Annotated in this window: 23 protein-coding genes; 13 read left to right on the forward strand and 10 right to left on the reverse strand. The window is 62.4% G+C overall.

Going from position 1 to position 25,642, the window contains the following annotated elements; all coding sequences use genetic code 11:
- Positions 1-17: 17 nt before the first annotated feature.
- The 3 genes from RS897_RS06260 to RS897_RS06270 form a co-directional block, all read right to left on the reverse strand.
- Positions 18-1,439: a DUF2971 domain-containing protein gene (locus RS897_RS06260; RefSeq protein WP_315835722.1), complete on the reverse strand. Its 1,422-nt coding sequence runs from the start codon at positions 1,437-1,439 to the stop codon at positions 18-20.
- 82 nt (positions 1,440-1,521) lie between these two features.
- The gene (mauJ, locus tag RS897_RS06265; protein ID WP_315835723.1) at positions 1,522-2,952 is read right to left on the reverse strand and encodes a methylamine utilization protein MauJ; all 1,431 of its coding nucleotides are present in this window, start codon (positions 2,950-2,952) and stop codon (positions 1,522-1,524) included.
- A 32-nt stretch (positions 2,953-2,984) separates the two neighbouring features.
- Positions 2,985-3,569 (reverse strand): hypothetical protein, encoded by a 585-nt coding sequence (locus tag RS897_RS06270; RefSeq protein WP_315835724.1) that lies wholly within the window; start codon positions 3,567-3,569, stop codon positions 2,985-2,987.
- Between the two features lie 645 nt (positions 3,570-4,214).
- Between RS897_RS06270 and RS897_RS06275 the strand changes: the two genes are divergently transcribed.
- From RS897_RS06275 to hemA, 6 genes are all read left to right on the forward strand, one after another.
- Positions 4,215-5,105 carry a MurR/RpiR family transcriptional regulator gene (locus RS897_RS06275; RefSeq protein ID WP_315838537.1) on the forward strand — a complete coding sequence of 297 codons (891 nt, stop codon included), beginning with the start codon at positions 4,215-4,217 and terminating at the stop codon, positions 5,103-5,105.
- Complete coding sequence (locus tag RS897_RS06280; protein WP_315835725.1) at positions 5,102-6,433, forward strand: aspartate aminotransferase family protein; 1,332 nt, start codon at positions 5,102-5,104, stop codon at positions 6,431-6,433. Before RS897_RS06275 ends, RS897_RS06280 begins: the two co-directional genes overlap by 4 nt.
- A gap of 45 nt (positions 6,434-6,478) precedes the next feature.
- On the forward strand, positions 6,479-7,402 hold the full coding sequence (locus RS897_RS06285) for a transporter substrate-binding domain-containing protein (RefSeq protein ID WP_315835726.1): 924 nt from the start codon (positions 6,479-6,481) through the stop codon (positions 7,400-7,402).
- A gap of 191 nt (positions 7,403-7,593) precedes the next feature.
- Entirely contained in the window at positions 7,594-8,622 is a 1,029-nt protein-coding gene (gene bioB / locus RS897_RS06290) for a biotin synthase BioB (RefSeq protein ID WP_315835727.1), read from the forward strand.
- A gap of 248 nt (positions 8,623-8,870) precedes the next feature.
- A complete protein-coding gene (locus tag RS897_RS06295; protein ID WP_315835728.1) occupies positions 8,871-9,935 on the forward strand; it encodes an MBL fold metallo-hydrolase in 1,065 nt (354 codons plus the stop codon).
- A gap of 286 nt (positions 9,936-10,221) precedes the next feature.
- Positions 10,222-11,451: a 5-aminolevulinate synthase gene (gene hemA / locus RS897_RS06300; RefSeq protein ID WP_315835729.1), complete on the forward strand. Its 1,230-nt coding sequence runs from the start codon at positions 10,222-10,224 to the stop codon at positions 11,449-11,451.
- A gap of 55 nt (positions 11,452-11,506) precedes the next feature.
- Here hemA and RS897_RS06305 read toward each other — a convergent pair whose 3' ends face one another.
- Positions 11,507-12,157: a response regulator transcription factor gene (locus tag RS897_RS06305; RefSeq protein ID WP_315835730.1), complete on the reverse strand. Its 651-nt coding sequence runs from the start codon at positions 12,155-12,157 to the stop codon at positions 11,507-11,509.
- A 318-nt stretch (positions 12,158-12,475) separates the two neighbouring features.
- Here RS897_RS06305 and RS897_RS06310 point away from each other — a divergent pair, with 318 nt between their 5' ends.
- Positions 12,476-16,006 (forward strand): hybrid sensor histidine kinase/response regulator, encoded by a 3,531-nt coding sequence (locus RS897_RS06310; RefSeq protein WP_315835731.1) that lies wholly within the window; start codon positions 12,476-12,478, stop codon positions 16,004-16,006.
- Positions 16,007-16,145: 139 nt separating this feature from the next.
- Here the strand turns inward: RS897_RS06310 and RS897_RS06315 are convergent, their stop codons facing one another.
- Positions 16,146-16,826 carry a response regulator transcription factor gene (locus RS897_RS06315; RefSeq protein ID WP_315835732.1) on the reverse strand — a complete coding sequence of 227 codons (681 nt, stop codon included), beginning with the start codon at positions 16,824-16,826 and terminating at the stop codon, positions 16,146-16,148.
- A gap of 375 nt (positions 16,827-17,201) precedes the next feature.
- On the opposite strand from RS897_RS06315, the gene RS897_RS06320 reads away from it, so the two are divergent.
- Complete coding sequence (locus tag RS897_RS06320) at positions 17,202-18,827, forward strand: MFS transporter (RefSeq protein ID WP_407654535.1); 1,626 nt, start codon at positions 17,202-17,204, stop codon at positions 18,825-18,827.
- A 104-nt stretch (positions 18,828-18,931) separates the two neighbouring features.
- Here the strand turns inward: RS897_RS06320 and RS897_RS06325 are convergent, their stop codons facing one another.
- The 3 genes from RS897_RS06325 to RS897_RS06335 form a co-directional block, all read right to left on the reverse strand.
- Positions 18,932-19,396 carry a secondary thiamine-phosphate synthase enzyme YjbQ gene (locus RS897_RS06325; protein WP_315835734.1) on the reverse strand — a complete coding sequence of 155 codons (465 nt, stop codon included), beginning with the start codon at positions 19,394-19,396 and terminating at the stop codon, positions 18,932-18,934.
- An 87-nt stretch (positions 19,397-19,483) separates the two neighbouring features.
- Complete coding sequence (locus RS897_RS06330; RefSeq protein WP_315835735.1) at positions 19,484-20,239, reverse strand: hypothetical protein; 756 nt, start codon at positions 20,237-20,239, stop codon at positions 19,484-19,486.
- 131 nt (positions 20,240-20,370) lie between these two features.
- On the reverse strand, positions 20,371-20,994 hold the full coding sequence (locus RS897_RS06335; RefSeq protein ID WP_315835736.1) for a 2-hydroxychromene-2-carboxylate isomerase: 624 nt from the start codon (positions 20,992-20,994) through the stop codon (positions 20,371-20,373).
- A 289-nt stretch (positions 20,995-21,283) separates the two neighbouring features.
- On the opposite strand from RS897_RS06335, the gene RS897_RS06340 reads away from it, so the two are divergent.
- The 5 genes from RS897_RS06340 to RS897_RS06360 all read left to right on the forward strand — a co-directional run bounded on the left by RS897_RS06340 (position 21,284) and on the right by RS897_RS06360 (position 24,017).
- The gene (locus RS897_RS06340; RefSeq protein ID WP_315838538.1) at positions 21,284-21,673 is read left to right on the forward strand and encodes an AtpZ/AtpI family protein; all 390 of its coding nucleotides are present in this window, start codon (positions 21,284-21,286) and stop codon (positions 21,671-21,673) included.
- A gap of 108 nt (positions 21,674-21,781) precedes the next feature.
- Positions 21,782-22,531 (forward strand): F0F1 ATP synthase subunit A, encoded by a 750-nt coding sequence (locus tag RS897_RS06345; RefSeq protein WP_315835737.1) that lies wholly within the window; start codon positions 21,782-21,784, stop codon positions 22,529-22,531.
- A gap of 68 nt (positions 22,532-22,599) precedes the next feature.
- Positions 22,600-22,827, forward strand: a complete 228-nt coding sequence (locus RS897_RS06350) for a F0F1 ATP synthase subunit C (RefSeq protein WP_068732626.1) — start codon at positions 22,600-22,602, stop codon at positions 22,825-22,827.
- Positions 22,828-22,923: 96 nt separating this feature from the next.
- The gene (locus tag RS897_RS06355) at positions 22,924-23,514 is read left to right on the forward strand and encodes a F0F1 ATP synthase subunit B family protein (protein WP_315835738.1); all 591 of its coding nucleotides are present in this window, start codon (positions 22,924-22,926) and stop codon (positions 23,512-23,514) included.
- 5 nt (positions 23,515-23,519) lie between these two features.
- The gene (locus RS897_RS06360; RefSeq protein WP_315835739.1) at positions 23,520-24,017 is read left to right on the forward strand and encodes a F0F1 ATP synthase subunit B family protein; all 498 of its coding nucleotides are present in this window, start codon (positions 23,520-23,522) and stop codon (positions 24,015-24,017) included.
- A gap of 91 nt (positions 24,018-24,108) precedes the next feature.
- Here RS897_RS06360 and RS897_RS06365 read toward each other — a convergent pair whose 3' ends face one another.
- Entirely contained in the window at positions 24,109-24,840 is a 732-nt protein-coding gene (locus tag RS897_RS06365; protein WP_315835740.1) for a hypothetical protein, read from the reverse strand.
- Between the two features lie 145 nt (positions 24,841-24,985).
- A complete protein-coding gene (locus tag RS897_RS06370) occupies positions 24,986-25,573 on the reverse strand; it encodes a GNAT family N-acetyltransferase (RefSeq protein ID WP_315835741.1) in 588 nt (195 codons plus the stop codon).
- Positions 25,574-25,642 lie beyond the last annotated feature (69 nt).

Raw genomic sequence — 25,642 nt, forward strand, 5'->3', positions numbered from 1 at the left:
CCGCGTTTATCCCGCTATCAGAGCAGCGAGAGAGGGATGATCTGGAAACCTTGCTGCTGTCGCACATAACGGGTTTGATAGAACTCGAAGCCTGAACGCTCCTCGGCCTTGCACTTCGCAGCGATAATTTTGACGATGCTGGCCTTGTCGGCCTCGCGCGTGTTTACGCCGAAGACTATGCCCGCGAGGTCCTGAAAGCGGTATTGCAGCTTGCGGTATCGCGGGTCATCGTAGCTGTCGAGCATGGAGTGGATGGCGATCCTGGCCTCCTGCTCATGGGCCCAGTCGAGTGTCTTGCGGACAAGCCCGGCTTCGAAACCCGCCCAATAGCCCTCCCGCCACTTCGCTTCATCTTCCGCAATGGCCGCGCGGATGGGACTTTCCCGTCCCGTCTCGTCGCGAAACCAGAACCGGTTAATCGCCTGTTGCGGAAGATGCCCGATCGAGCGAAAGAAATCGATCTCGGGATAGGTGTTCGAATATTCGATGTTGCGAACGCTGTGATCCCGAAAGCCAAAATCCGGCTCCATCGCACGACCCTGCCCGCTATGCCAGCCGGTGACCCCTTTCAACTGCAGGACAGGATCGCCTGCTTCATTGGCGGAGGTCTTGAATTTGAGCGCCACGCCGCGATGGGAATCACCATACGTGCCCCACATCGATGCGTTGGTCGCAATGCGCGCAAAACACGCATAGTAGGCGGGATAGTGGATAAGCTGGTCGAGTGCACCCACGTAGCTGCTGGCGAAATTGTAAGAGAATAGTGCCGCATAAGGGGGCAACGATCCATTTGAGTTCACATCTAACCGGATCTGCTCCTGAACGGCGAGCCCTTCGCCGGCCAGAAACAGAGCCTCGGCGGACGCGACCTGGGCGGGGTCGAGCGTAACGAGCGCTTCGAGGCTCCGGTTCATGCGTTCCATTTGTTCGCGGAAAGCCTCCGCCGGTGTTGTCATCGTGAAGACGTCTTTGAGCGAGGGGTGTGTAAAGAAGAGGTGCAGGAAAAAGGGATAGAGCGCCCGCAGGTAATGTGTCAGTTCCTCCCGCCGCATCGGCCGGGCGCGCGCGCCGAGCTTTTCGACGAAGGAGGAGATTCCCGGTTCGGCAAAGAACTGCGAACAAATCTCCAGATAGACGTCACGCACCGTCGCAGGCGCTGGCGGCAGATCATCGAAGGTGACGTAGATCACCTTGCGAATGTCGGCTTCGCCGAAAGATGGCCCGCCCAGAAGGCGGTGAGCCATGAGCATCGCATTGAGGAGGAAGTGTCGGAGGAGATTATGCCAGACGACGGCATCGCCTTGCCAAACGACATCCTTGTATCCCTCCATGGGATCGTTGAGGTCCTCAGGCGGGGCAAAGTAGATTTCCTGCCGTTCGAGTTCGTGGAATTCATCGAGGACGGCGCTGGCGCGGCGAAAGCGAAAAAGATCGGTCATAGGCTACCGGCCGCTGCGATGTTGAAGGCGGGTAAAAGTCTCTTATAGCGTATTTTACGTCAGTCGGTAGGAAGTGATACGCTCAGTCGCCCGAGTACATCACGTCCGAGATCGCAAACTCCTGCTCGATGAAGCGGCGTGCCAGCCTGTGCATGACGCGCGCGGCTGTGTGCAGGCGAACAATCTCGTGGGCATCGTCGGGATTGGACTTTGAGTGCTTTCCTGCATGCGCAACCGCAATACGGCAGGAATCGTGGATATATTTATGCGGCGGTTCGCTGCCGCATATGGCGAGGAAGCGGCTGATATCGTCGTCTCCCTTGGACTCGGTGTGCAGCGCTTCAAAATTCGTTAGAAACCATTTTCGCGCGGCTTCCTTTCCAGGATATCTGATCTCGATGAGTTTGTAGTAGTTCAGCACGGCGTAGCTGACGAATTCATTTTGCTGCGCATTCCGCGCCTCCCGGAAGAGCGCAAGGGCGCGCCGTGCTTCCTCGGAATCCGGAATTTTCCGGTCAAAAATGTAGTCGTGCGCCGTTGTGAACGCGAGGTCGCGCTTTGAGACGGGAACTGGGACGGGATTGCCCGACCATCCATGCTGCGCAATCGCAAAGTTATCGTCGCACCATGCCATCACACTGAGAAATCGGTTGATGACCGTCATGGCGGCGCGTTCGTCGAGCCGGTTGGCCATCAGATCGATGTGGACCGATTGCACGTTTTCCTTGGTCTTGGGCATGAGCGCCAACTGGTACCGATCGAAGGTGATGAGCTTTTCTTCCTTGGGCCAGGTGACCTGATTGTCTACGCCGACATGGAGATAGCGCGAGCCATTGCGCACGCCGAGCTTCCGGTAACGTTCCTGCTCCGCCTCCTCGGCATCGTACTCGGAGCCGTCGCCGTCCGGCGGCGCGGGAAAGCGATCGGCCAACGCGCATTCCCGGGCCAGCCGCCGAAAGAACTCTTGCGTAAACGACATCTCGCGCATCGTTGGCGCATTCATCCGGTCGCGGTCAGGGTCGAAATCGACGTCGCGTCCCGGTGATAACAGCGAGACCGCCATTTGCGGTACAAAATGGGCCCTTCGCTTCTCTCCGTTGCGCCGGTACACGACTTCGGCGCCGCCATGACTGTTCATGCCGGTTTCGGCCATGGTAAGCGTCATCCGGATGAAGTCCTTTCGGGCTTCTTCATCCGCCAGAAGCGTAACGATGACGTCGCTCAGCGTCTCGGCCATGAAGAACGACGCCTCGGTGCCTCCGACGGGGCGAAACCCCTCCAGTATGAGCGCGACATGCCCGGCCCAGCCGGGATGCATCGGGACAAGCCCAAACACGGCAGCCGCTATATGCTTGCCCGACAACTTCTCCTCGCGCCGCTCCCTTCCGCGCGGGAGCTGGTCGTAGCGGCGCAGGGAATCAAATCGCTGCTCCAGTTCCTGCGGCGCGCTGTGAGACACGTCGCTGTTCTGGCACAACAGCCCAAGAATACGGGCCAGGTTCTTTGCATACATCGCCACTCTCTTTCCGCGGGCTCGTCCAGCATCTAGTCGTAGGCGTGGCGATAGTCCCGGAGCACGGGGTTGGACCAAACCCGTTTGATTCCTTCCTCCGAGATCGGTAAATCCAGAGCCGTCAGCAGATAGCAAAGCGCTTCCATCGCCCGCGTTGATTTCGAGAAAGCGCGGAATTCGGCGTCACTCTCCGGATTGAAATGGCCGTGGGCACTCTTGCCGCGAAAGCTGATCGCGCGCTTAAGGTGCTCGACGGCCTCGGGTGGCAGAACCCCGCTGCCGAATCTTGCATCGACCGTACCGATAAGGCGCTTGAACTGCTGCTCGGCCGTCTCCGCTCTGATCCACCGGATAGCGCCCGCGATCCGCTCGGCAATCGCAGGGCCGTGCCCCAGTTCCTGCGCCTTCGCAGCCGCCGTGGCCGCGATCGCGTCAACGTCCGAACTGGAGAGCACGGGTTGCGCTTTTGCGATGGGGATGTCCTCGAGCCAGCGGCAGGCGTTGAGGAGCCTCTCCGACGAAACCACATTTTTCAAGCCAAAGCTCGTTATCATCAGCGCGCCGGGGCGCCGCCACGCAGCCGCGCGGTTCATCCAGACAACGAGGCATTCGCGCAAGGAGGCGAGCTCTTTATCGTCCCAGGACCGTACCGGAGAGCCGCCGACCCAAAGGTCGCGATTGTCGATCTCGACCTCGGGTCATACATAGTGCACTTCGTGGTCGCCCGGATATTCGTGTTTTCGGATCGCCGACAGCTTGAGATTCGCGCCGAAACAAAACGACAGGAAGCTGACGTAACCCGAAACGCTTGGCGGCCGGTCCGATCCTTGGCAACCCGGACTTTTGTGGATCGACGTACGATACGTCGCTTGTCGTACTGGGAAAACTCTGCGGGAACCCGGCGCACAAAATGCGAGGTACCGTCTCGGCGGGTGAGTAAAGTCAGGCGTGACCCACCCCGCTGTTGGACGATATTTGGTATTTTCAATTTTTCGGCCTCCGTATGGAGGCTCGTCGGGTGCCACGGCTTCCCAAAAATTGGTGGAGGGGAGAAGCGTAGTGTGGCGCTCCGTCCAGTCAGATGCGCGCTGCATCGTTTTGATCACAAACAATCTTTTCTGATATTTTTGCGGGGTGTGAGCACCCGGCCGGTGCTCGAATCCTGATCAGCTTTGCTCAATATTTGATCCAATTGGATCATTTATAGCAGGAGCTGAAACATATGTTGCAAGTTCCGGCCACGGAGACTACAAATGCAGTCCATGGATCACGGCCCTCTCGCCAAAGAGATCATCGAGGCATTCGAATCCATGTCGGCTCAGCTCCAGACGGCTGCCAGATATGTGCTGGAACGTCCGCGCGACGTGGCGCTGCTGTCCATGCGCGAGCAGGCGCGCCAGGCCGGCGTGCAGCCGGCGACCATGACGCGGCTGGCGAAACATCTGGGTCTGGCCGGCTATGAAGACATCCGCGAGCGATATGCCGCCGCGATCCGCAGCGGCGACATCGGCTTCGCCAGCAAGGCCGGCGCACAGGTCGCCACACAGAAACTCAGGGGCGACAAGGCGCTGGCGGCGGAGATGCTGGTTTCGATCGGCAAGCAGATCGAGCATCTTGGCAGCGGTAACGGGCTCGATCGCCTGGTCGCGGCAGCCACCCAACTGGCGTCGGCGCGCCGGATCTACTGCCTGGGCCTGCGTTCCAGCCATACGGTGGCCTGGCATCTGCACTACATGCTGACCCTGATCGGCGAGCGTTCGATCAATCTCGACGGCATCGCTGCGACCGGGACCGATGCTCTCGCCGGCGCCAGCACCCGCGACGCACTGCTGGTCGCGGCGGTCTTGCCCTACCCCAGACTGACGGTCGAACTGGCCGAGCATGCCGCACAACGCGGCATTCCGATCGTGGCCATCACCGACAGCGAGCTCTCGCCGCTCGCCCAGATCGCGCAGCACTCGGTTATCGTCTCGACCGACAGTCCTTCGTTCTTCCATGCCATGTCGCCGGCCTTTGTCGTGTCCGAGATTCTCGGCGCAATCATCGCCGGGCGTGGCGGCGACGACACCGTCGCCGCACTTCGCCACACCGAGGACCACCTGGCGGCCCTCAACACCCACCTGCAATCGCGACGCGTCAAAGGTTCGTCATGACCCATATTCTCCATCGTGTAGCCGACGCCGTAATGCCTGTTGCCGTTAGCGGCAAAGGCGTCGAACTGTTCGACAGGGACGGCAAGAGCTACATCGATGCCTCCGGCGGCGCGGCGGTGTCATGCCTCGGCCATGGTCATCCCGATGTGCTGGCCGCGCTGCACAAGCAGCTCGACACTCTCGCCTATGCCCACACCGGTTTCTTCACCACGGATGTCGCCGAGCGGCTGGCCGACCGGCTGGTGGCGGACGCGCCCGCGGGCCTCGATCACGTCTATCTGGTGAGCGGTGGATCCGAAGCCGTCGAAGCGGCGCTGAAGATGGCACGGCAATACTTTGTCGAGAAGGGCGAGCCGCAGCGCCGGCATATCATTGCGCGCAGGCAAAGCTTTCACGGCAACACCCTGGCTGCACTGGCGACCGGCGGCAATGAATGGCGCCGCGCCCAGTTCAAACCGCTGCTGATCGAAACCCACCACATCGATCCCTGCTTCGCCTACCGTTTGCAGGAGGCTGGCGAAAGCGACGCGGCCTATGCAGCGCGCGCGGCGCAGGCGCTCGAAGACCAGATTCTGGCGCTCGGTCCGGATCAAGTCATCGCCTTCGTCGCCGAGACCGTGGTCGGCGCGACCGCCGGGGCCGTGCCGCCGGTGGCCGACTATCTCAAGCGTATCAGGGCCATCTGCGATCGCTACGGCGTGCTGCTGATCCTTGATGAAGTGATGTGCGGCATGGGCCGCACCGGCACCCTGCACGCCTGCGAGCAGGATGGCGTGGCGCCCGACCTGCTGGTGATCGCCAAGGGCCTCGGCGGCGGCTATCAACCGGTCGGCGCGGTGCTGCTCAGCGGACAGATCTTCGAGTCGTTTTCAAAAGGCTCCGGCTTCTTCCAGCACGGCCACACCTATATGGGCCATCCGATGGCGGCAGCGGCCGGCCTCGCGGTGCAGGAGGTGGTGCGACGCGACAACCTCTTGGCCAATGTCGTCGCCATGGGCGAGCATCTGCGGCGCCGTCTGGATGAGCGCTTCGCCAACCACCATCATGTCGGCGACAACAGGGGACGCGGCTTGTTCCGCGCGCTCGAGCTGGTCGCCGACCGCAGCACCAAGCAACCTTTTGCGCCCGAACTGAAGCTGAACGCGCGGATCAAGCGCGAGGCAATGGCACGCGGACTGATGGTCTACCCGATGGGTGGCACCATCGATGGCGTGCGGGGCGACCATGTTCTGCTGGCCCCGCCGTTCATCGTGAACGACAGCCAGGTGGATGCCATCGTCGAGCGTCTCGGCGATGCGGTCGATGCGGCCATCGCATCGACGAGGTAAGGCCAGCGCCGGCCACACGGCGTTAGTTAAAAAGGATCGATAGCCATGATGACACGCGTCACGGGCCTCGCGGCCGCATGCCTTTTGTTTACTTTGTCTTTCTCGACGATTGCCACTATCTCCAGCGCGCCGGCCCAGGGCCTCGGCCCCACGCTGAGCAAGATCAAGGAGACCGGCACCTTCACCATCGGCAACCGCGATTCATCGCTGCCGCTGTCCTATCTCGACGACCGCCAGCAGCCGGTCGGCTTCGCCATCGATCTTTGCAATCTGGTCGCGGCCAAGCTCAAAACCAGGCTCGGCCTGCCCGAGATGAAAATCGTCTATCAGAGCGTCACCTCGTCGAACCGGATTCCGCTGGTGCAGAACGGCACCGTCGACATCGAATGCGGCTCCACCGCCAACACCATCCCGCGCCAAAGCGCGGTGGCGTTTTCGCTGACGACCTACCAGCCGCAATTCAAATGGATCGCACTGAAAGCATCGGGCCTGAAGACGACCGACGATCTCAAAGGGAAGGCTGTGGTTGTGACGCAGGGCACCAACACCGCGCAGTTCGTTCTCAAGCTGAACTCCGAGAAGGCGCTCGACATGAAGATCCTGCAGGGCAAGGACCACGCCGAATCGTTTCTGCTGATGCAGACCAGCCGCGCCGTGGCTTTCATGGAGGATGACATCCTGCTGGCCGGCCTGAGAGCAACAGCGACGACCCCGGACGACTTCGCGTTTCTGAACGACAGTTTCCCGAGCGATCCCTATGCCCTTGTCGTCTCCAGGACCGATCCCGGTTTCAAGCAACTGGTCGACGAAACGCTGAGCGAAACCATGAAATCCGGCGCCTACGACAAGCTTTATGCCAAGTGGTTCGAAAGCAAGATCCCACCCAAGGGGGTCAATTTGAACTTTCCGCAGTCGGAGAAGCTGAAGGAATTGATCAAGACGCCGAGCGACAAGGCCATCGGTCAGTAGATCTTTCTCCAGGGCGGGCGCCGGGTTGATTTTTCCGCACAACGGAATCGATCACGCCGGCCTCATAATGTGATCGGTGCTCGCCTTGTCTTCGGCGCAAAAATCCCACAGAGCTTTCGCCGCCGCGCAGCGTCTGTCCGCAAGACCGCACAGAGGCTGCGCAGCCTAATGCGACGGCAGGAGTTTTTGCGATGACACCACCACTGGCTTCAACCAACGGACAGGCGGCCACCGGGCTGCGGCATGACTGGGACCGCGCCGAGGCCGAAGCGCTTTATGCCCTGCCGTTCGCCGACCTCATGTTCCAGGCGCAGAGCCTGCATCGCACGAATTTTGATCCGAATCATGTCGAGACCGCGAGCCTGCTCAGCATCAAGACCGGTGGCTGCCCGGAGGATTGCGGCTACTGCTCGCAGAGTTCGCATTACGACACCGGCCTGAAAGCGACCAAGCTGATGGACCAGGCCACCGTGGTGGCCACGGCGCAGCGCGCCAAGGAGGCCGGCGCCAGCCGCTTCTGCATGGCCGCCGCCTGGCGCAATCCGAAAGACCGCGACCTCGATCAGGTCTGCGACATGGTGAGCGCGGTGAAGGGCCTCGGCATGGAGACCTGCGTCACCCTCGGCATGCTCACGCCGGCCCAGGCGGCGCGGCTGCACGACGCCGGGCTCGATTTCTATAATCACAACGTCGATACATCGCCGGAGTTCTACGACAAGATCATCACCACCCGCACCCTCGAGGATCGCATCGATACGCTGGCGCATGTGCGCGACGCCGGCATCAAGGTCTGCTGCGGCGGCATTGTCGGCATGGGCGAACGGGTCGAGGACCGGCTTGGCATGATGGTGCTGCTGGCCAATCTGCCCAGCCATCCGGAGAGCGTGCCGGTCAATCTCTGGAACGAGGTCAAGGGCGTTCCGGTCAACGACACCGCGGAGCGGCCTGATCCGATCGCGCTGGTGCGGCTGATCGCAGTCGCCCGCATCCTGATGCCAAAGAGCGTGGTGCGACTGTCGGCCGGACGTCAGTACATGACCGACGAATTGCAGGCGCTATGCTTCCTGGCCGGCGCCAATTCGATCTTCATCGGTGACGTGCTGCTGACCACCAAAAATCCGCAGCGCGACCGCGACGCCAGCCTGCTGGAGCGGCTTGGGATCAATTCGCAGCTCGACCACACCACCCATTCCCATCTGCGGGCCGACGCCGCCGAGTGATCGGCCGCGGCCCGGGCCCGCGCGCGCGAAGACCTGCCATGCACCGGCGCATCGGGCCGGCCAACCGCCCCTGAGCCGGGGGGTACTTTTTTTATTTTACGCGTTTTCTTGACGCGAACCGGTGCCCACTTCGCTCGAAAACGCTACGGCTGCGCGTTTCAAACGGCTGTTCGGACGCTGGACGCAGCAATTTCGGCTGGCGCAACGGCCGATGTCCGTTTAAGCCGGAGGCAGAGGTTACGATCCAGATGAACGCAAACGCCCCCGCTGCCGCCAAAGCAACCGACCCGCTGAGCTATCCGTTCGAAACCGCGCCCAAGCAGGACGAGGTGATCGAACTTCGGCCGGGCGTGCTGTGGGTGCGCCTGGATCTTCCGTTCCGCCTCAACCACGTCAACATCTACCTGCTCGCCGACGGCGATGGCTGGACCATGATCGATGCCGGCTTCGGCAACGAAGTCACGATCGCCGCGTGGACCAAACTGTTCGAAGGACCACTCAAGCAGGTCAAGGTCACGCGGCTGATCGTGACCCACGCGCATCCCGATCATGTCGGGCTCGCGGGCTGGATCGTCGAGCGCTTCAACTGCTCGCTGCATATGTCGCAGGTCGAATATCTGCAGAGCGCCTATCACCAGCATCGGGGCTCGGAAGAGCGCAAGCAGGCGCAGCGGCTGTTCTTCCGCCGTCACGGCATGGACGAAGACCTCACCGATCAATTGCTGGGACGCGGCCAGGATTATCTCAAGCGGGTCTCGACACTGCCGGCCTCGTATTCTCGCCTGTCGAAAGACGACACGATCGCCATCGGATCCCGGCGTTTCAAGGTGATCACCGGTGGCGGCCACTCGCTGGATCAGGTGATGCTGTACAGCGCCGACGACAAACTGTTTCTGTCCGCGGACCAGGTGCTGAGCAAGATCTCGCCGAACGTCAGTGTCTGGGCGGTCGAGCCCGATGCCAATTCGCTTGGCGAATACCTGCAGTCGCTCGCCGAACTCGACCGCGCGCTGCCCGATGACGTGCTGGTGCTGCCCGGTCATGGCATTCCGTTCTATGGCGTCAAGACGCGCATCAAACAGCTCGCCGATCATCACGAAGAACGCTGCCAGCTGATTGCGGACGCCTGCCGCACCACGCCGAAGACCTCGGCCCAGCTGGTGCCGGTGGTGTTCCACAAGCATGTGCTCGATGCCCACCAGACCGGCTTTGCGGCCGGCGAGCTGATCGCCCACGTCAACCACATGCTGGCGCAGGGGCGGCTGACCGTCGCCCCTGCGACCGACGGCGTGCTGCGCTTCGCGACGGCCTGAATCAGCCCCGCGGTCCGCGCACGGCCCGGATCACCTCCGGGCACGCCTTGCCTGAGACCGCACTAGAGCCCCGTTCCGATAGAATCGGAACGGGGCTCTGGTATTTTGTTTGACACGTTTTCTTCCCGCGAACCGGTATCCACTTCGCTGGAAAACGCTCTAGTCCGATCAATTTTTCATCAACGGATGATCGGCCTGCAGATTTGCGCCTCGACAGCCAACCTGGAAACGCTCTAAAAAGGGGGCCGTACGCGGCTTTGCGTTCAGGTTCCGCCCGGGATTTGCGATGGATTACAGTCAGTTCTTCAGTACCGCCCTCGACCGCTTGCATGACGAACGGCGCTATCGTGTGTTCGCCGATCTGGAGCGGATCGCAGGCCGCTTTCCCCATGCCGTGTGGCACTCTCCCCATGGACAGCGCAATGTCGTGATCTGGTGCTCCAACGACTATCTCGGCATGGGCCAGCACCCCAAGGTGGTGGGTGCGATGGTCGAGACCGCGACCCGCTGCGGCACCGGCGCCGGCGGCACCCGCAATATCGCCGGGACCAATCATTCCCTGATCCAGCTCGAGCATGAACTCGCCGACCTGCACGGCAAGGAAGCCGCGCTGGTGTTCACGTCCGGTTATGTGTCGAACCAGACCGGCATCTCGACGCTGGCCAAGCTGCTTCCGAACTGCCTGATCCTGTCGGACGCGCTGAATCACAATTCGATGATCGAAGGCATCCGCCAGGCCGGCTGCGAACGCCAGGTGTTCCGGCACAACGATGTGGCGCATCTGGAAGAACTGCTGCGCGCGGCCGGCCCCGATCGTCCCAAGCTGATTGTCTGTGAGAGCCTGTATTCGATGGATGGCGACGTCGCGCCGCTGGCGAAGATCTGCGATCTCGCGGAACGCTACGGCGCGATGACCTATGTCGACGAAGTGCATGCGGTCGGCATGTACGGCCCGCGCGGCGGCGGCGTCGCCGAGCGCGATGGCGTGATGCATCGCATCGACATTCTGGAAGGCACGCTGGCCAAGGCATTCGGCTGCCTCGGCGGCTACATCGCCGCCAAGGCCGACATCATCGACGCGGTGCGTTCCTATGCGCCGGGCTTCATTTTCACCACGGCGCTGCCGCCGGCGATCTGTTCGGCAGCCACCGCTGCGATCCGGCACCTGAAATCATCCCAGTGGGAGCGCGACCGCCATCAGGACCGCGCCGCACGGCTCAAGGCCGTTCTCACCGCCGCCGGCGTGCCGGTGATGTTGAGCGACACGCATATCGTGCCGGTGTTTGTCGGCGATCCGGAGCGCTGCAAGAAGGCCTGCGATCTGCTGCTGGAAGAGCACGGCATCTACATCCAGCCGATCAACTACCCCACCGTGCCGAAAGGCTCGGAACGGCTGCGCATCACGCCGTCGCCCTATCATGACGACGGATTGATCGACGGCCTTGCGGAGGCGCTGGTGCAGGTCTGGGAGAAGCTCGGCCTGCCGCTTGGTGCCAAGGCTCTCGCCGCCGAATAGGCCGCGTTCCGACGCAAGCCGGTTTCCACGTTGCTGGAAACCGCGGCCGCCCGCCTCACCCGGAACTGGAACGCGACCGCGGCGTCGATTCCGACAACACGATCCGCATCAGGTCGGCGGCATTCTTGGCACCGAGCTTGTCCATGATCCGCGCGCGGTGAACCTCGATGGTCCGCGGGCTGATGCCGAGCCTGCGGCCGGCTTCCTTGTTCGACGCCCCGCGGGCGACTTGCGACAGCACATCGCGCTCCCTGCTGGTCAGCAGTTCGCGGCCCGGGAAGTTCGCAAGCCCCTCGATATAACCGTTGGTCAACCGGTGGTGCGCCGCGACGACGTCGCGAATGCGGTCGATCAGGACATTTGCCGCAAACGGCTTTTCCAGAACGTCGCGGGCCCCGCTCTTCATCGCCGCAACCGCCATGGCGATGTCGGCCTGGCCGGTGATCACGATGACCGGCGGCGGAAATTTGAGCCGGGACAAATCATCCAGCACTTCAAGCCCGGAACGGCCCGGCAGGTTGATGTCGAGTACAACGCATGCGGGTACTGCCTCCTGGACCGCCTCAAGGAAGGAAAATCCGTCCCCGAAGCCTCTGGGCAGGAAACCTTCGATTTTTAGCAGCAAAGACAATGCGTCACGGACGGATGAGTCGTCGTCGACAATAAAAATCGGCACGTCTACGGAAAATGGAAGTTTCTGCGCCATATGCTCGGTTCCCAAAGGGGTTTGGCCGGAAACGCAACCATTACGTGTATATGCTGATTCGTGACGGTTTACAATTCCGCCACTATTTTAGCTACTTATGCGTAGAAATACGGGGCCCGGTAAATTTGAGCCCCCTCGAATACGCAACCAATAAGTGTAACAACTAATGCGTGCATTCGATTTCTGTCCAATCCCGTCATCAGGTGCTTGAAAAGACTGTGAGAGCGCGGGGAGCCGCCCCTGAAAATCACTGTCGCCGCCGCCCGTCGCGAGGGCTAGGTTCAACAGCCTCATATCGAACCGAAGCTGGGAGACCGAATGCAGAACTGGGCCGTCATCGCCGTCGCCTTCGGCTATATCGGTCTTCTGTTCGTGATCGCGAGCTATGGCGATCGTCTGTCCCAGAGCCAGCGCGCCAAAGCCGGCGTCGTGATCTATCCGCTGTCGCTTGCGATCTACTGCACCTCGTGGACGTTCTTCGGTTCGATCGGATTCGCCACGCGCACCAACATCGAGTTTCTCGCGATCTATGTCGGGCCGGTGCTGATGATCGCGTTCTGCACGCCGCTGCTGCGGCGTGTGATCTATCTCGCCAAGACCCACAACATCACCTCGGTGGCCGATTTCGTCGGCGCCCGCTATGGCAAGAGCCAGGCGGTGGCGGCAACCGCCGCATGCATCGCGATCGTCGGCTCGGTGCCCTACATCGCGCTGCAGCTCAAGGCGGTGGCCGCGTCGCTGGAGACCATCCTCGGCGAGAACCAGTCGATCGATCTCGCGATCTCGCGCATCCCGCTGATCGGCGACATCGCACTCGTCGTCACCATCGCGATGGCGCTGTTCGCCGTGCTGTTCGGCACCCGGCAGACCGATGCGACCGAACACCAGCACGGCCTGATGCTGGCGGTGGCCACCGAATCCATCGTCAAGCTCGTGGTCTTCCTCGCGGCCGGCGCTTTCGTGACGTTCTGGATGTTCACCCCGCACGAGCTGATCGAGCGCGCGCTGAAGACGCCGGAGGCGGCGCGCGCGATCAATCACGCGCCATCGACCGGCAACTTCCTGACCATGACGCTGTTGTCGTTCTTCGCGATCATGCTGCTGCCGCGGCAATTTCACGTCAGCGTCGTGGAGAACACCCGCGACGCGGAGGTGCGGCGCGCCCGCTGGCTGTTTCCGCTCTACCTTGTCGCCATCAACGTGTTCGTGATTCCGATCGCACTCGCCGGCCTGGTCACCTTCCCGTTCGGCGCCATCGACGGCGACATGTACCTGCTGGCCCTGCCGATCGCCCACGGCTCGTCGGCGATGAGCATCGCGGTGTTCGTCGGCGGCCTGTCGGCGGCCACCGCCATGGTGATCGTCGAATGCGTGGCGCTGGCGATCATGGTTTCCAACGACATTGTGGTGCCGCTGGTGCTGCGGCGCAGCCCCAACGGGCGGGACGGCGGCCGGAATTTCGGCGCCTTCCTGCTCAACACCCGGCGGGTGGCGATTTTCGTCATCATGCTGATGGCCTATTGCTACTACCGCGCGCTCGGCAACGCCCAGCTCGCCGCCATCGGACTGCTGTCGTTCGCCGCGATCGCACAACTGGCGCCATCGTTCTTCGGCGGCCTGATGTGGCGACGCGCCACCGCGCGGGGCGCGATGGGTGGCCTCGTGGTCGGCTGCGCGGTGTGGGCCTATACGCTGTTCATTCCAAGCCTTGTCATTCCAAATCTCGCCGACACCGGGCCCGCAAGCTCTTACTGGCTGCAGCACGGGCCTTTCGGCATCGAGCTGCTTCGTCCGCAAGCGCTGCTGGGAGCGGACCTGCCGCCCCTGATGCACGGCGTGCTGTGGAGCCTGTCGCTCAACTGCCTGACCTACATTCTGCTGTCGCTGATGCGCCAGCCGTCCGCCATCGAGCGGGTTCAGGCCGATCTCTTCGTGCCGACCGAATTGACCCCGATCACGCCGAACTTCCGGCGCTGGCGCACCACCGTGACCGTGCAGGACATCCTCTCCACTGTCGCACAATATCTCGGACCGGACCGCGCCCAGCAGGAATTCGAATCCTTCGCGGCCATCCAGCGCATCAGCCTCGATCGATCGGCGCCGGCGGATTTCCGCCTGCTGCGTCATGCCGAACACCTGATCGCGTCGTCGATCGGGGCAGCCTCCTCGCGGGTGGTGATGTCGCTGTTGCTGCGCAAGCGCACGGTGTCGGCCAAGGCCGCACTGAAACTGCTCGACGACGCCCACGCCGCACTGCATTTCAACCGGGAGATGCTGCAGACCGCGCTCAATCACGTGCGCCAGGGCATCGCGGTGTTCGACGCCGATCTGCAACTGGTCTGCTCGAACCGGCAGTTCGGCGAGCTGCTCGACCTGCCGCCCTATGTGATCCAGAATGGCATCCCGCTGCGCGACATTCTCGAGGCCCTCGACAGCAAGACCACGGACGATGCCCGCAACACACTGATCGACCAGCGGCTGGCGGCCTACACCACCGAAGGCGAACCGTATCTGGAGCGCCTCACCGATCGCAACCTTGTCATCGAGGTGCGCGCCAACCGCATGCCCGGCGGCGCGCTGGTGATCACGTTCTCCGACATCACGCCGAGCGTCGAGGCCGCCGAAGCGCTGGAGCGCGCCAACGCGTCACTGGAAAATCGTGTGCGCAACCGCACCGAGGAATTGACCCGGCTGAATTCGGAACTGGCGCGGGCCAAAGGCGCTGCCGAAGACGCCAATGCCTCGAAAACCCGCTTCCTGGCCGCGGCAAGCCATGACGTGCTGCAGCCGCTGAATGCGGCGCGGCTTTATGTCACCAGCCTGGTCGAACGACAGGGCAGCGGCGGCGAGACCGCGCGGCTGGTGGAAAACATCGATGAATCCCTCGAAGCGATCGAGGAAATCCTCGGCGCCCTGCTGGATATCTCCCGGCTCGACGCCGGCGCCATGACGTCGTCGATCTCGAGCTTCCGCATCGGCGACCTGATGCGGTCGCTGGAAATCGAGTTTGCGCCGATCGCGCGCGCCAAGGATCTCCGGCTGACCTTCGTGCCGTCGTCGCTGCCGGTCGAATCCGACCGCGTGCTGCTGCGACGGCTGCTGCAGAACCTGATCTCCAACGCAATCAAATATACCCCGCAAGGGCGCGTGCTGGTCGGCTGCCGGCGCAACGGCCAAGTGCTGACAATCGACATCTACGATACCGGGGTCGGCATTCCGGTGGCCAAGCGCGGTGAAATCTTCAAGGAATTCCACCGCCTCGACCAGGGCGCGCGGATCGCACGCGGCCTTGGGCTCGGGCTATCGATCGTCGAGCGCATCGCCCGGGTGCTGGATCACAAGATTTCCATCGATGCCAATCCCAGTGGGGGATCGCTCTTCTCGGTGACGCTGCCGATCGCGAGCGCGGTCACCTATACCGCTGCGGTGACAAGCGCCACGCCGCTCTCGCGCGCACCGATGAGCGGCACGCGCATCGTCTGCATCGAGAACGATCCGGCGATCCTCGACGGCATGAAGACGCTGCTGACCGGCTGGGACGCCAATGTGATCGCGGCACTCGATCCGGACAGTGCCGTGGAGGCGATCACGGCCTGCGGCGGCCCGATCACCGGGCTGCTGGTCGACTATCATCTCGATCGCGGCAACGGCGTCGCGGCGATCCGGGACATCCGCCGCAGGTTTGGCGCGGATATTCCGGCGATCCTGATCACCGCCGACCGCAGCCCGGCGGTTCGCGCCGCCGCCTCCGAGGAAAAGATCGTGGTGCTGAACAAGCCGGTGAAACCCGCCGCGCTGCGGGCGCTGCTCGGCCAGTGGCGTGCGCAGCAGATGATCGCCGCGGAGTAGCGGCCTGCGACACATCCGCACAGGCATATTCAAGCAGGGCTATCGTTTCAGACCAGCGATCGAAGAATTCTCTTCTGCGGGTACGCTGCGTGGCGCCAGATCTTTCGTGACGCGCCGTGTTCGCGCGCGACGAAGCGCTCTATTGCGGCGGCTGGTCGCCGGGCCGCCACTGTCCACCGGAAATTTTCGCCGCCGCGATCACGGCCTGGGTCCGGCTTTCGACCCCGAGCTTCTGCAGGATCGCCGACACATGCGCCTTGATGGTCGCCTCCGAGACCCCGAGTTCGTAGGCGATCTGCTTGTTGAGCAGCCCTTCCGACAGCATCATCAGCACGCGCACCTGCTGCGGCGTCAATGTCACCAGACGGTCGCGCAGCTTGGTCATATCCGGGTCGCTTGCGGCCGACAGATCGACGTCGGCGGGAATCCAGACATCGCCGGCCATCACCTTGGCGATGGCCGCGCGCAGCGTCTCCACGCCAAAACGCTTCGGGATGAAGCCGGATGCGCCGAAATCCATCGAGCGGCGAATCGTCACGGCATCGTCGCTCGCCGACACGATCACCACCGGGATCGCAGGATACTGCGCGCGCAGGTAGATAAGCCCGGAAAACCCGCTGATTCCCGGCATGGTCAGGTCGAGCAGAATCAGGTCGACGTCGGCCTCGCGCTCCAGCAGAGCCGTCAATTCCTCGAACGACCCAGCCTCGCCGATCGAAGCAGCTTCCAGCACACTCGCGACCGCCGAGCACAACGCGCCGCGAAACAGGGGATGATCATCGGCGATCACGATATGGGTGCTGTTGGCAGTTGAGCTCATCGAAACCAATCGCGTGAGAGAGCGAAACCTAGTCCTATCCGCCTCTAAACAAAAAGCAAAAGCAATCGTCTATCCCGTGCACACGATTGTTCACCGGCAGCGCATGTCTTGCAAGCGAAGAGGCTGTTCAAGCGCGCAGCGCAGTTAATTCCCCGTGCTTTGTGCGACGCAAAACCAACCCGCTCTGGTCGTACTCCGGTCGCAGCGGCCGGCCTAAAGTCTTATTGGGGCCCTTTTCACGCCAATGTTAACTTGATTCCGATTTGTCGTGCTTATGCGGCGCAAGTTCCGGGCACGAAAGCAAGCTGCAATCAGCCAGATCGGGGGAAATGTCTCATGACGTCGACTACAATTACGCCAACCAAATCCGAGGGCATGACGAAGGACGAACGTTTCGTCATCTTCGCCTCATCGCTCGGGACCGTCTTCGAATGGTATGATTTCTACCTCTACGGATCGCTGGCGGCGATCATCGGCGCCCAGTTCTTCAGCGCCTATCCGGAGGGAACGCGCAACATCTTCGCCCTGCTGGCCTTCGCCGCAGGCTTCCTGGTGCGTCCGTTCGGCGCCATCGTGTTCGGCCGGGTCGGCGACATCGTCGGCCGCAAATACACCTTCCTGGTCACCATCCTGATCATGGGCCTGTCGACCTTCATCGTCGGCATCCTGCCCAACGCCGCCACCATCGGCATCGCTGCCCCGATCATCCTGATCGTGCTGCGCCTGCTGCAGGGCCTGGCGCTCGGTGGTGAGTACGGCGGTGCCGCGACCTATGTCGCCGAGCATTCGCCGCATGGCCGGCGCGGCTTCTACACCTCCTTCATTCAGACCACCGCGACGCTCGGCCTGTTCCTGTCGCTGCTGGTGATCCTGTTTACCCGCACCATCACCGGCGAAGCAGACTTCGCAGCCTGGGGCTGGCGCATCCCGTTCCTGGTGTCGGTGCTGCTGCTCGGCATTTCGGTCTGGATCCGTCTGCGCCTCAACGAGTCGCCGGTGTTCCAGAAGATGAAGGACGAAGGCAAGGGCTCCAAGGCCCCGCTGACGGAAGCGTTCGGCAACTGGAAAAACGCCAAGATCGTGATCCTCGCCTTGTTCGGCCTGACGATGGGCCAGGCTGTGATCTGGTACACCGGCCAGTTCTACGCGCTGTTCTTCCTGCAATCGATCCTCAAGGTCGACGGCTATACCGCGAACCTTCTGATCGCCTGGTCGCTGCTGCTGGGAACCGGATTCTTCCTGTTCTTCGGTGCACTCTCCGATCGCATCGGCCGCAAGCCGATCATCCTGGCAGGCTGCCTGATCGGCGCACTCACCCTGTTCCCGATCTTCAAGATGATCTCGACCAACGCCAACCCGGCGCTGGAAAAGGCCTATGAGACGGTCAAGGTACAGGTGGTGGCGGATCCGGCGAAGTGCGGCGACCTGTTCAATCCGGTCGGCACCCGCGTATTCAGCGCACCATGTGACACGGCTCGCGCTTTCCTGGCTTCGTCGTCGGTGAAGTACTCGACGATCAATGCCCCGGCAGGTGCACCGGTGAAGATCCTGGTCAACGACAAGGAAGTGGCCTACGCCGACGCGAAGACCTCCAACCCGGCGATCACCGCAGCGGTCCAGGCTGCGGGCTATCCGAAGCCGGGTGATGCGGGCATCGTGAAGATGTCGAATCCGTTCGACATCTTCCGTCCGCAAGTCGCCGCGACCATCGGGCTGCTGTTCATCCTGGTGCTCTACGTCACCATGGTCTACGGGCCGATCGCGGCGATGCTGGTCGAGATGTTCCCGACTCGCATCCGCTACACCTCGATGTCGCTGCCTTATCACATCGGCAACGGCTGGTTCGGCGGACTGTTGCCCGCGACCGCATTCGCGATCGTGGCCTCGACCGGCGACATCTACTCCGGCCTCTGGTACCCGGTGATCTTCGCATCCATCACCTTCGTGATCGGCATGCTGTTCGTGCCGGAAACCAAGGATAACGACATCACCAAGATGTAAGTCCGACGGATCACCGCTCAAAAGAGAACCGGCCGCCGCGTGCGGCCGGTTTTTTGTTGCCACCTGCTCCGACCGGCAAACGTGCCGGCGCCATCAGTTCCAGCTCACGCGCGTGCGCCGAGAAACTGCAGCACCACCTCGCGCCGATGCGGCCGGGCGCGATGTTCGATCAGATAGACCGCCTGCCAGGTGCCGAGCATCAGCCGGCCGTCGATCACCGGCACCTGCAGCGACGTCGCCGTCAGCATGGTTTTGACATGCGCCGGCATGTCATCCGGCCCTTCGGTATCGTGGGTCCAGGCCACCGTCTCCGGCGCAAGACGATCGAGCGCGGTCAAAAGATCGTCCCGCACCGACGGATCGGCGTTCTCCTGGATCGTCAGCGATGCGGAGGTATGCCGGACGAACAGCGTCAGCATGCCGTCCCCGGCACCGCACTGCGCGACGAATCGCGCAACGTCGGCTGTGAGATCGACAAAGCCGGCGCCACGGGTCTGCACCGCAAGGACCGTAGACGCGACAGTGTCGACACCGGCGACGCGGACGGAGGCATGCTGTGATGGAGGCATCGTATTCTCCGGGCAGCCGTGACTTGGTGGTCCCGGAGCCAGCGACCTTGGATTTAGTGGCTTGGATTTAGCGGCCTGGATCGCGCGTTACTCGGGCTTGCCGACGAGGTCTTTCCGCATCCGGGACGCCATATCAATCAATTGCTTCCAGGCCCGTTCCACCACGCCTTTTTGACGATTGAACGCCTGCTCGTCGGGAAGCTGAGCCTCGGTCTTCTTCTCCAATGGAGTCTTGTGGATCTCGCTGCTTTGCGGCTCGGTGGTCAGCAGATCGCCCTTCGGCGCGGGCTCAGGCGCGGGCCGCTTGGCATCCGCTTGCGGCAACGGATCCACGATCTTGCCGTCGCCTTTTGCGGCAACAGCCTTGCGGTTGACATCAACCTTGCTGCTCTCGGCCTTGTTGCCCTCGGTCTTGCCAATCTCAATCTTGCCGAGGTCTGTCTTGAACGACTCCGTCGCGTCGCGCAGGGCCAGTTGATCTTTCAGCCGCACGGTTTCGCCGCGCAATCGGGAGGCCTCATCCTTCAGCCGCGCCATCTCACCCTTGAGCCGGGCTGTTTCATCCTTGAGGCGCAGCAGTTCGCCATCATCGGCGCGACGATCGTCCGCCGTTGCCGGATTGTTGTCGGCCTTCGCAGCCTGCACCGGAGCATTCTTGGAGTCGGCTTTGCTGTCGCTCCTAGCCTCCGGCTTGATCTCACTTTTGGGTCGCGCCGCCTTCATCTCGAAGGCCCCGGGCAGCGCGTTATAGGCGCGATAGGCGCGCGCGCTCCGCGGATTGCACGGCCACGCCTCGCCGCGACCGGTATCGAGCCGCAGCACCCCATCACCGCCGGGCGACATGCCGTAACAGGTCTCGGCCGCAGCGGCCGGCCGAGCGACGGCGAGGCCGGTGACGACAACGCACACAGCCAGTGCGCGGGCGCAGCCCGCATCAGACCAGAGCGACATGCCGTGAGCCACCGATCTCCTCATCAGATGTTCGCGTGATAGGGCTTGCGCTGCGACTTCAACGCATCCGCCAGCAGTTCAATCCGGTCCTGCCCCCAGAACGCTTCGCCATCGAGAACATACACCGGCGAGCCGAACACGTCCGCCGCCACCGCGTCGTCGCGGTTTTTGGCGTAGATCTCGGCAATGTCATCCGCTCCCGCCCGCTCGATCAGGGCGCGGCCCGGCAGACCGGCCTCGTCGGCAAGCGCGATCAAAGTATCAGCCTCCGTCAGGTTGCGTTCCTGTTCCCACACCGCGGGAAACGCGCGACTCAGAAATGGCTCGGGATCATGGCCTGTTACGATCATGGCAATCACGAATTGATCCGCCAGCGTGGGATTGAACGGCACGTGCGCCGGCTTGATGTGAAACGACAGGCCGCGCTTGTCCCGCCAGCGCTGCATTTCCAGCAGCCGATAACGCTGGCGCACCGGATGGCGCTTCACCAGCGGCAGCCCTCCGGTCTCGGAAAACAGCTCGCCCAGCATCACGGGCTTGCAATTTACCTTGCAATTATAATCGCTTACGACGCGCCGAAAGGCCTGATGCCCGATATAGGCCCAGGGTGACGACAAGGAAAAATAATAGTCGATCTGACGCTGCATTCCCGCTTCCGAACTCCACCAAAGATTGTCCATCCCAACAGACCACCACGGACGTCGCAAGACGGATGTTCAAGTCTTGGCTATCCCTTGGCTAATCCCTTGGCTATCGCGTTGCGGCATTGTCTCGCACGCAAGCTCGGCGCAGCGTGTTTAAGCCATGAAATTCAATACGATAACAACTAATTACGACTTCTTGACTTGCCAGAACGTGGTCAGTATGGTCCGCGCGGTTTCGTGGGTGGCGGGGCGTTTTTTCAATCGCGCATGTGTGTTTTGGGTGTCGACGACAATGGCGGACGGCACGCGCAACACTCAGCAGGGCGACGGAAACAGCCAACAACCGCCGGCTGACGAAGCTGCGCTTTCCGCAAGGCTAACGCATCTGGACGAGCGGCTTTCCGAAGTGCGGAAAGACCGTGACAACCGGAGCGCCCGGCAAGGCAGCGAAAGGCAGACCGCATCGGCCAAGGCTTCGGCCATGGCGCGCGGCTTCCGCCTCTCCTCCGAACTGGTTGCAGGCGTGGTCGTGGGAGCGGTCATCGGGTGGGGCATCGATCGTTTGTTCTCGACGTCTCCCTGGGGTCTGATCGTGTTCTTCCTGCTCGGCTTCGCCGCCGGCGTCATCAATTTGATGCGGGTTGCAGGCGTCGCTCCCAGCGACAGCTCCGATCGTTCCTGACCGACCCCGTCCGGCGGGCCGCAAGGCAAGACGACACTGTTTTCAGCCCGGCGCGCGGCCGGCACACACAATCCGGCTTCGCCGGTCAAAGATGAGAGACGAGACCGGATGGCCGATCCGATTCACCAATTCGAGATCCACAAGATCTTCTCGCTGGGCCATATCGGCAACCAGGAAATCGCCTTCACCAATTCGTCGGCCTACATGCTCGGCGCGGTCGGCATCGTGGCCCTGCTGATGATCGGCGGCAGCGCCGGTCGGCGCCTGATCCCGACCCGGTTCCAGTCGCTCGCGGAACTCTCCTACGAATTCGTCGGCAACACGCTGCGCAGCAGTGTCGGCGACGAAGGCATGAAGTTCTTCCCGTTCGTGTTCTCGCTGTTCATGTTCATCCTGACGGCGAACCTGATCGGCATCATTCCCTACACCTTCACCGTGACCAGCCATCTGATCGTGACGCTGGCGCTGGCGCTGATGGTGTTCCTCACCGTGCTGCTCTACGGCATCTACAAAAACGGCTTCAAATTCTTCAAGCTGTTCGTGCCGCACGGGATTCCGATCTACATCCTGCCGCTGATCATGGTGATCGAGGTGATCTCGTTCCTGTCGCGGCCGGTTTCGCATTCGGTGCGTCTGTTCGCCAACATGCTGGCGGGCCACATCACGTTGAAGGTGTTCGCGGGTTTCGTGACATCGCTGTCGGGACTGGGCGCACTGGGCATTTTCGGCTCGGTGCTGCCGCTGGCCATGACCACGGCGCTGACCGGCCTGGAACTGCTGGTCGCCTTCCTGCAGGCTTATGTGTTCACCATTCTCACCTGCATCTACCTCAACGACGCGCTTCATCCGGGACACTGAGACTTACGATTCAAACCCGGGCGATTTTCACCAACCCCCAAACCTATCTTGATTGAAGGAGTTTCGTTATGGATCCCATCGCAGCAAAGTACATCGGTGCCGGCATCGCTTGCCTCGGCATGGGCGGCGCAGGCATCGGCGTCGGCATGATCTTCAGCCAGTTCCTCAACGGCGCGCTGCGCAATCCGTCGGCATCCCAGGGTCAGTTCGCCAACCTGATCTTCGGCTTCGCCGTGACGGAAGCTCTCGGCATCTTCTCGCTGCTGATCGCACTGCTGCTGCTGTTCGCCGTCTAAGCGTATCCAAACCCCGAAACGGCTCTCACGGGCCTTTGCGGCATGATCTTTCCGGACCATGCGTTTCGCCCGTGACTGTCGACAGAGGAGATGTCCGTGGCTGAAAGTCATGGCACCGCAAAAGCCGGCACCGCCAAGACCGCCCCCGCAAAGGGCGCGACCGCGGCCCACACCGAGGCCGATGGCCACGGCAAGGCCGGTTTCCCGCCGTTCCAGGCGGAAACCTTCGCCTCGCAGCTGGTCTCGTTCGCGATCGCCTTCGCCCTGCTCTATGTGATCGTCTCGAAGATCGCGCTTCCGCGCGTCGGCGGGCTGCTCGCAGCGCGCCAGGGCATGATCGACCATGATCTTGCCGAGGCGCAGAAGCTGAAGGACGAGTCGGACGCGGCGCTGAAGGCCTATGAGAGCGAACTCGCTTCGGCGCGTTCGCGGGCGCAGGCCATCGGCAACGAGACCCGCGAGAAGCTGAGCGCGCAATCGGAAGCCGAACGCAAGGCCCTCGAAGAGCGGCTCGGCAAGAAGCTCGAAGAGGCGGAGGCGTCGATCGCCGCCACGCGTCAGGCTGCGATGGGCAACGTTCGCTCGATCGCGTCCGATGCCGCCGCGGCCATCGTGCAGCGTCTCACCGGCGCGCTTCCTGACGGCAATGCCGTCGCGAGCGCAATCGACGCGTCGTTGAAAGGATAATCACGATGCATGGATTGTTGGGCTTAGAAGCCGAAGACTGGGTTGCCGTCTCGTTCGTGATCCTGATGGGTGTGTTCGCCTACTTCGGCGTTCACCGCACGATTCTCAAGTCGCTCGATAATCGTCGGGACCGCATCAAGGACGAGATCGACGACGCCCGCCGCCTCAAGGAAGAAGCCGCGAAGCTTGTTGCCGAGTATCGGGCCCGCCGCGAAAGCGCCGAGCGCGAGGCACAGGACATCGTCACCAACGCCAAGGCCGAAGCCGAGCGCATTGCCGCCGAAACCAAGGCCAAGATGGAAGATTTCGTGGCCCGTCGCACCAAGAGCGCGGAAAGCAAGATCGCCATGGCCGAAGCCCAGGCGCTCGCGGACGTCCGCGCCGCCGCGGCAGAAGCCGCCGTCGCGGCCGCCAGCCGGATCATGGCGCAGACGGTCAAGGGCAGCATTGCCGATGATCTCGTGACCCAGGGCATCCAGGACGTTCGCCAGAAGCTGAACTGATCGGTCCCAAATACGTCCCATCAAAAAGCCGGCGCGAACATCTCGCGCCGGCTTTTTCTTTGGATCGTGTCGGGTTCAACCGTTTTGCGAATCAACCCTGGGATTTGCTGCGCCGCGCCGGCCGCGGAGCCGGCTGCGATTTCAGGCCGTTCGGATCGAAGCCGATATAGAAAATGTAGCTATCGTTGTCGTTGGCGGAGGGCACCGGATAGATCACATCCTCGGCGACAAAGCTGTAAGCCACGTTGTCGCCGCTCATCGCCACGCTGGTGCGATAGAACTTCGTGAAAACGATCTTGTCCTGCACGCCTTCCTGCACGACGGCCACGCGCAGCGGAATGTCGACGGACGGCGTCGCCCCGGCCGGGCCAACGATCACCCGCCCCTCGATGCCGACACGCGCGGTGATCTGGTTGCCGTTCAAATTGCAATCGCGCGCCGTGCGCGTGATGGTGACCTGATAGCGCAGGTCGCTGCCGCTGGCCGGCTTGCCCGGCAGGCCGACCGCCAATGTCGAGGCGCCGGCACGAATGCCGACCGGAGGACAGGTCAGCTGGGCGTCACCGGAGGTCACGCCGGCGGGCGATGACGCCTCGCCCACGGCCTGCGAATTCGATCCGAAAATCTGGCCGAATCGCGAACTGATGGACGAGCCGATCGACGATACGCCCGACGACGCCGACCCGAGAACACTGCTGCCGCTGCTGCACCCTGCCAGCACACCTGCTGCGAGCACGCATAACGCCGCGGTCCGCACATGACGCAGCCGCAGTCCATTTCCCAGCCGCCGATGTTCCAATGGCTTGCGTCCCAGATCGACCATGCGATGCCCCGATATCCCCGAATATCGAGCGCGGTTATAGCAGCCCAAAGACGGCAAACCAAAGGCGTAATCGGCTGTATCTAAAGCGTTTTCAAGCGGAACGAAGCCATCCGGCCCCGCCGGGCCGGGCGGGCGCCCTCAGAAACTATCCCCTGAAATCGTCGTTCAGGAGGCCGAACAGGTAGTGATCCTGCCAGACCCCGTTGATGCACAGATAGCGCCTGGCCTTGCCTTCGCGGGCAAACCCGCATTTTTCCAGGACCCGGACCGACGCGGTGTTGCTGGGAATGCAGGCGGCATCGACCCGATGCAGATTGAGCTCGCCGAACAGCGACGGCAGCAGCACCCGCAGCGCGGCGGTCATGTAACCCTGGCCGGCATAGGGCTCGCCGATCCAGTATCCGATGGTGCCGGCCTGCACGATGCCACGGCGGACATTGGCGAGCGTGACCCCGCCGATCAACGCGCCGTCCCGTTCACTGAAGATCAGGAACGGATAGGCCTTGTCGCCGGCCATATCCTCCTCATAACGCCGCAGCCGGCGGCGAAAGCCCGACCGGGTCAGGTCATCCGACGGCCAGATCGGCTCCCATGGCGTCAGGAAACCGCGGCTGCCCTCGCGCAACTGCGCCCATTGCGGAAAATCGGACATCTGCGGCGCCCGCAGCAGCAGGCCATGGCCACGCGGCGCCAGCGGCGGAGGTGCGCTCGACGGCAACCGGAAAAGAGCCATTCAGGACGCCTTTCTGTCAGATCCGTGACTATTCTAGAGCACGGGCCGGAAGGCTGTGAACCCCGTTTT

This window comes from Bradyrhizobium prioriisuperbiae (assembly GCF_032397745.1).
GTDB lineage: Bacteria > Pseudomonadota > Alphaproteobacteria > Rhizobiales > Xanthobacteraceae > Bradyrhizobium_A > Bradyrhizobium_A prioriisuperbiae.

Bases quoted from the DNA above. Each gene is read 5' to 3' on its own strand.
- RS897_RS06260 (WP_315835722.1), bottom strand. From the start codon at position 1,439: ATGACCGATCTTTTTCGCTTTCGCCGCGCCAGCGCCGTCCTCGATGAA.
- mauJ (WP_315835723.1), bottom strand. From the start codon at position 2,952: ATGTATGCAAAGAACCTGGCCCGTATTCTTGGGCTGTTGTGCCAGAAC.
- RS897_RS06275 (WP_315838537.1), top strand. From the start codon at position 4,215: ATGGATCACGGCCCTCTCGCCAAAGAGATCATCGAGGCATTCGAATCC.
- RS897_RS06280 (WP_315835725.1), top strand. From the start codon at position 5,102: ATGACCCATATTCTCCATCGTGTAGCCGACGCCGTAATGCCTGTTGCC.
- RS897_RS06285 (WP_315835726.1), top strand. From the start codon at position 6,479: ATGATGACACGCGTCACGGGCCTCGCGGCCGCATGCCTTTTGTTTACT.
- bioB (WP_315835727.1), top strand. From the start codon at position 7,594: ATGACACCACCACTGGCTTCAACCAACGGACAGGCGGCCACCGGGCTG.
- RS897_RS06295 (WP_315835728.1), top strand. From the start codon at position 8,871: ATGAACGCAAACGCCCCCGCTGCCGCCAAAGCAACCGACCCGCTGAGC.
- hemA (WP_315835729.1), top strand. From the start codon at position 10,222: ATGGATTACAGTCAGTTCTTCAGTACCGCCCTCGACCGCTTGCATGAC.
- RS897_RS06305 (WP_315835730.1), bottom strand. From the start codon at position 12,157: ATGGCGCAGAAACTTCCATTTTCCGTAGACGTGCCGATTTTTATTGTC.
- RS897_RS06310 (WP_315835731.1), top strand. From the start codon at position 12,476: ATGCAGAACTGGGCCGTCATCGCCGTCGCCTTCGGCTATATCGGTCTT.
- RS897_RS06315 (WP_315835732.1), bottom strand. From the start codon at position 16,826: ATGAGCTCAACTGCCAACAGCACCCATATCGTGATCGCCGATGATCAT.
- RS897_RS06320 (WP_407654535.1), top strand. From the start codon at position 17,202: ATGACGAAGGACGAACGTTTCGTCATCTTCGCCTCATCGCTCGGGACC.
- RS897_RS06325 (WP_315835734.1), bottom strand. From the start codon at position 19,396: ATGCCTCCATCACAGCATGCCTCCGTCCGCGTCGCCGGTGTCGACACT.
- RS897_RS06330 (WP_315835735.1), bottom strand. From the start codon at position 20,239: ATGTCGCCCGGCGGTGATGGGGTGCTGCGGCTCGATACCGGTCGCGGC.
- RS897_RS06335 (WP_315835736.1), bottom strand. From the start codon at position 20,994: ATGCAGCGTCAGATCGACTATTATTTTTCCTTGTCGTCACCCTGGGCC.
- RS897_RS06340 (WP_315838538.1), top strand. From the start codon at position 21,284: ATGGCGGACGGCACGCGCAACACTCAGCAGGGCGACGGAAACAGCCAA.
- RS897_RS06345 (WP_315835737.1), top strand. From the start codon at position 21,782: ATGGCCGATCCGATTCACCAATTCGAGATCCACAAGATCTTCTCGCTG.
- RS897_RS06350 (WP_068732626.1), top strand. From the start codon at position 22,600: ATGGATCCCATCGCAGCAAAGTACATCGGTGCCGGCATCGCTTGCCTC.
- RS897_RS06360 (WP_315835739.1), top strand. From the start codon at position 23,520: ATGCATGGATTGTTGGGCTTAGAAGCCGAAGACTGGGTTGCCGTCTCG.
- RS897_RS06365 (WP_315835740.1), bottom strand. From the start codon at position 24,840: ATGGTCGATCTGGGACGCAAGCCATTGGAACATCGGCGGCTGGGAAAT.
- RS897_RS06370 (WP_315835741.1), bottom strand. From the start codon at position 25,573: ATGGCTCTTTTCCGGTTGCCGTCGAGCGCACCTCCGCCGCTGGCGCCG.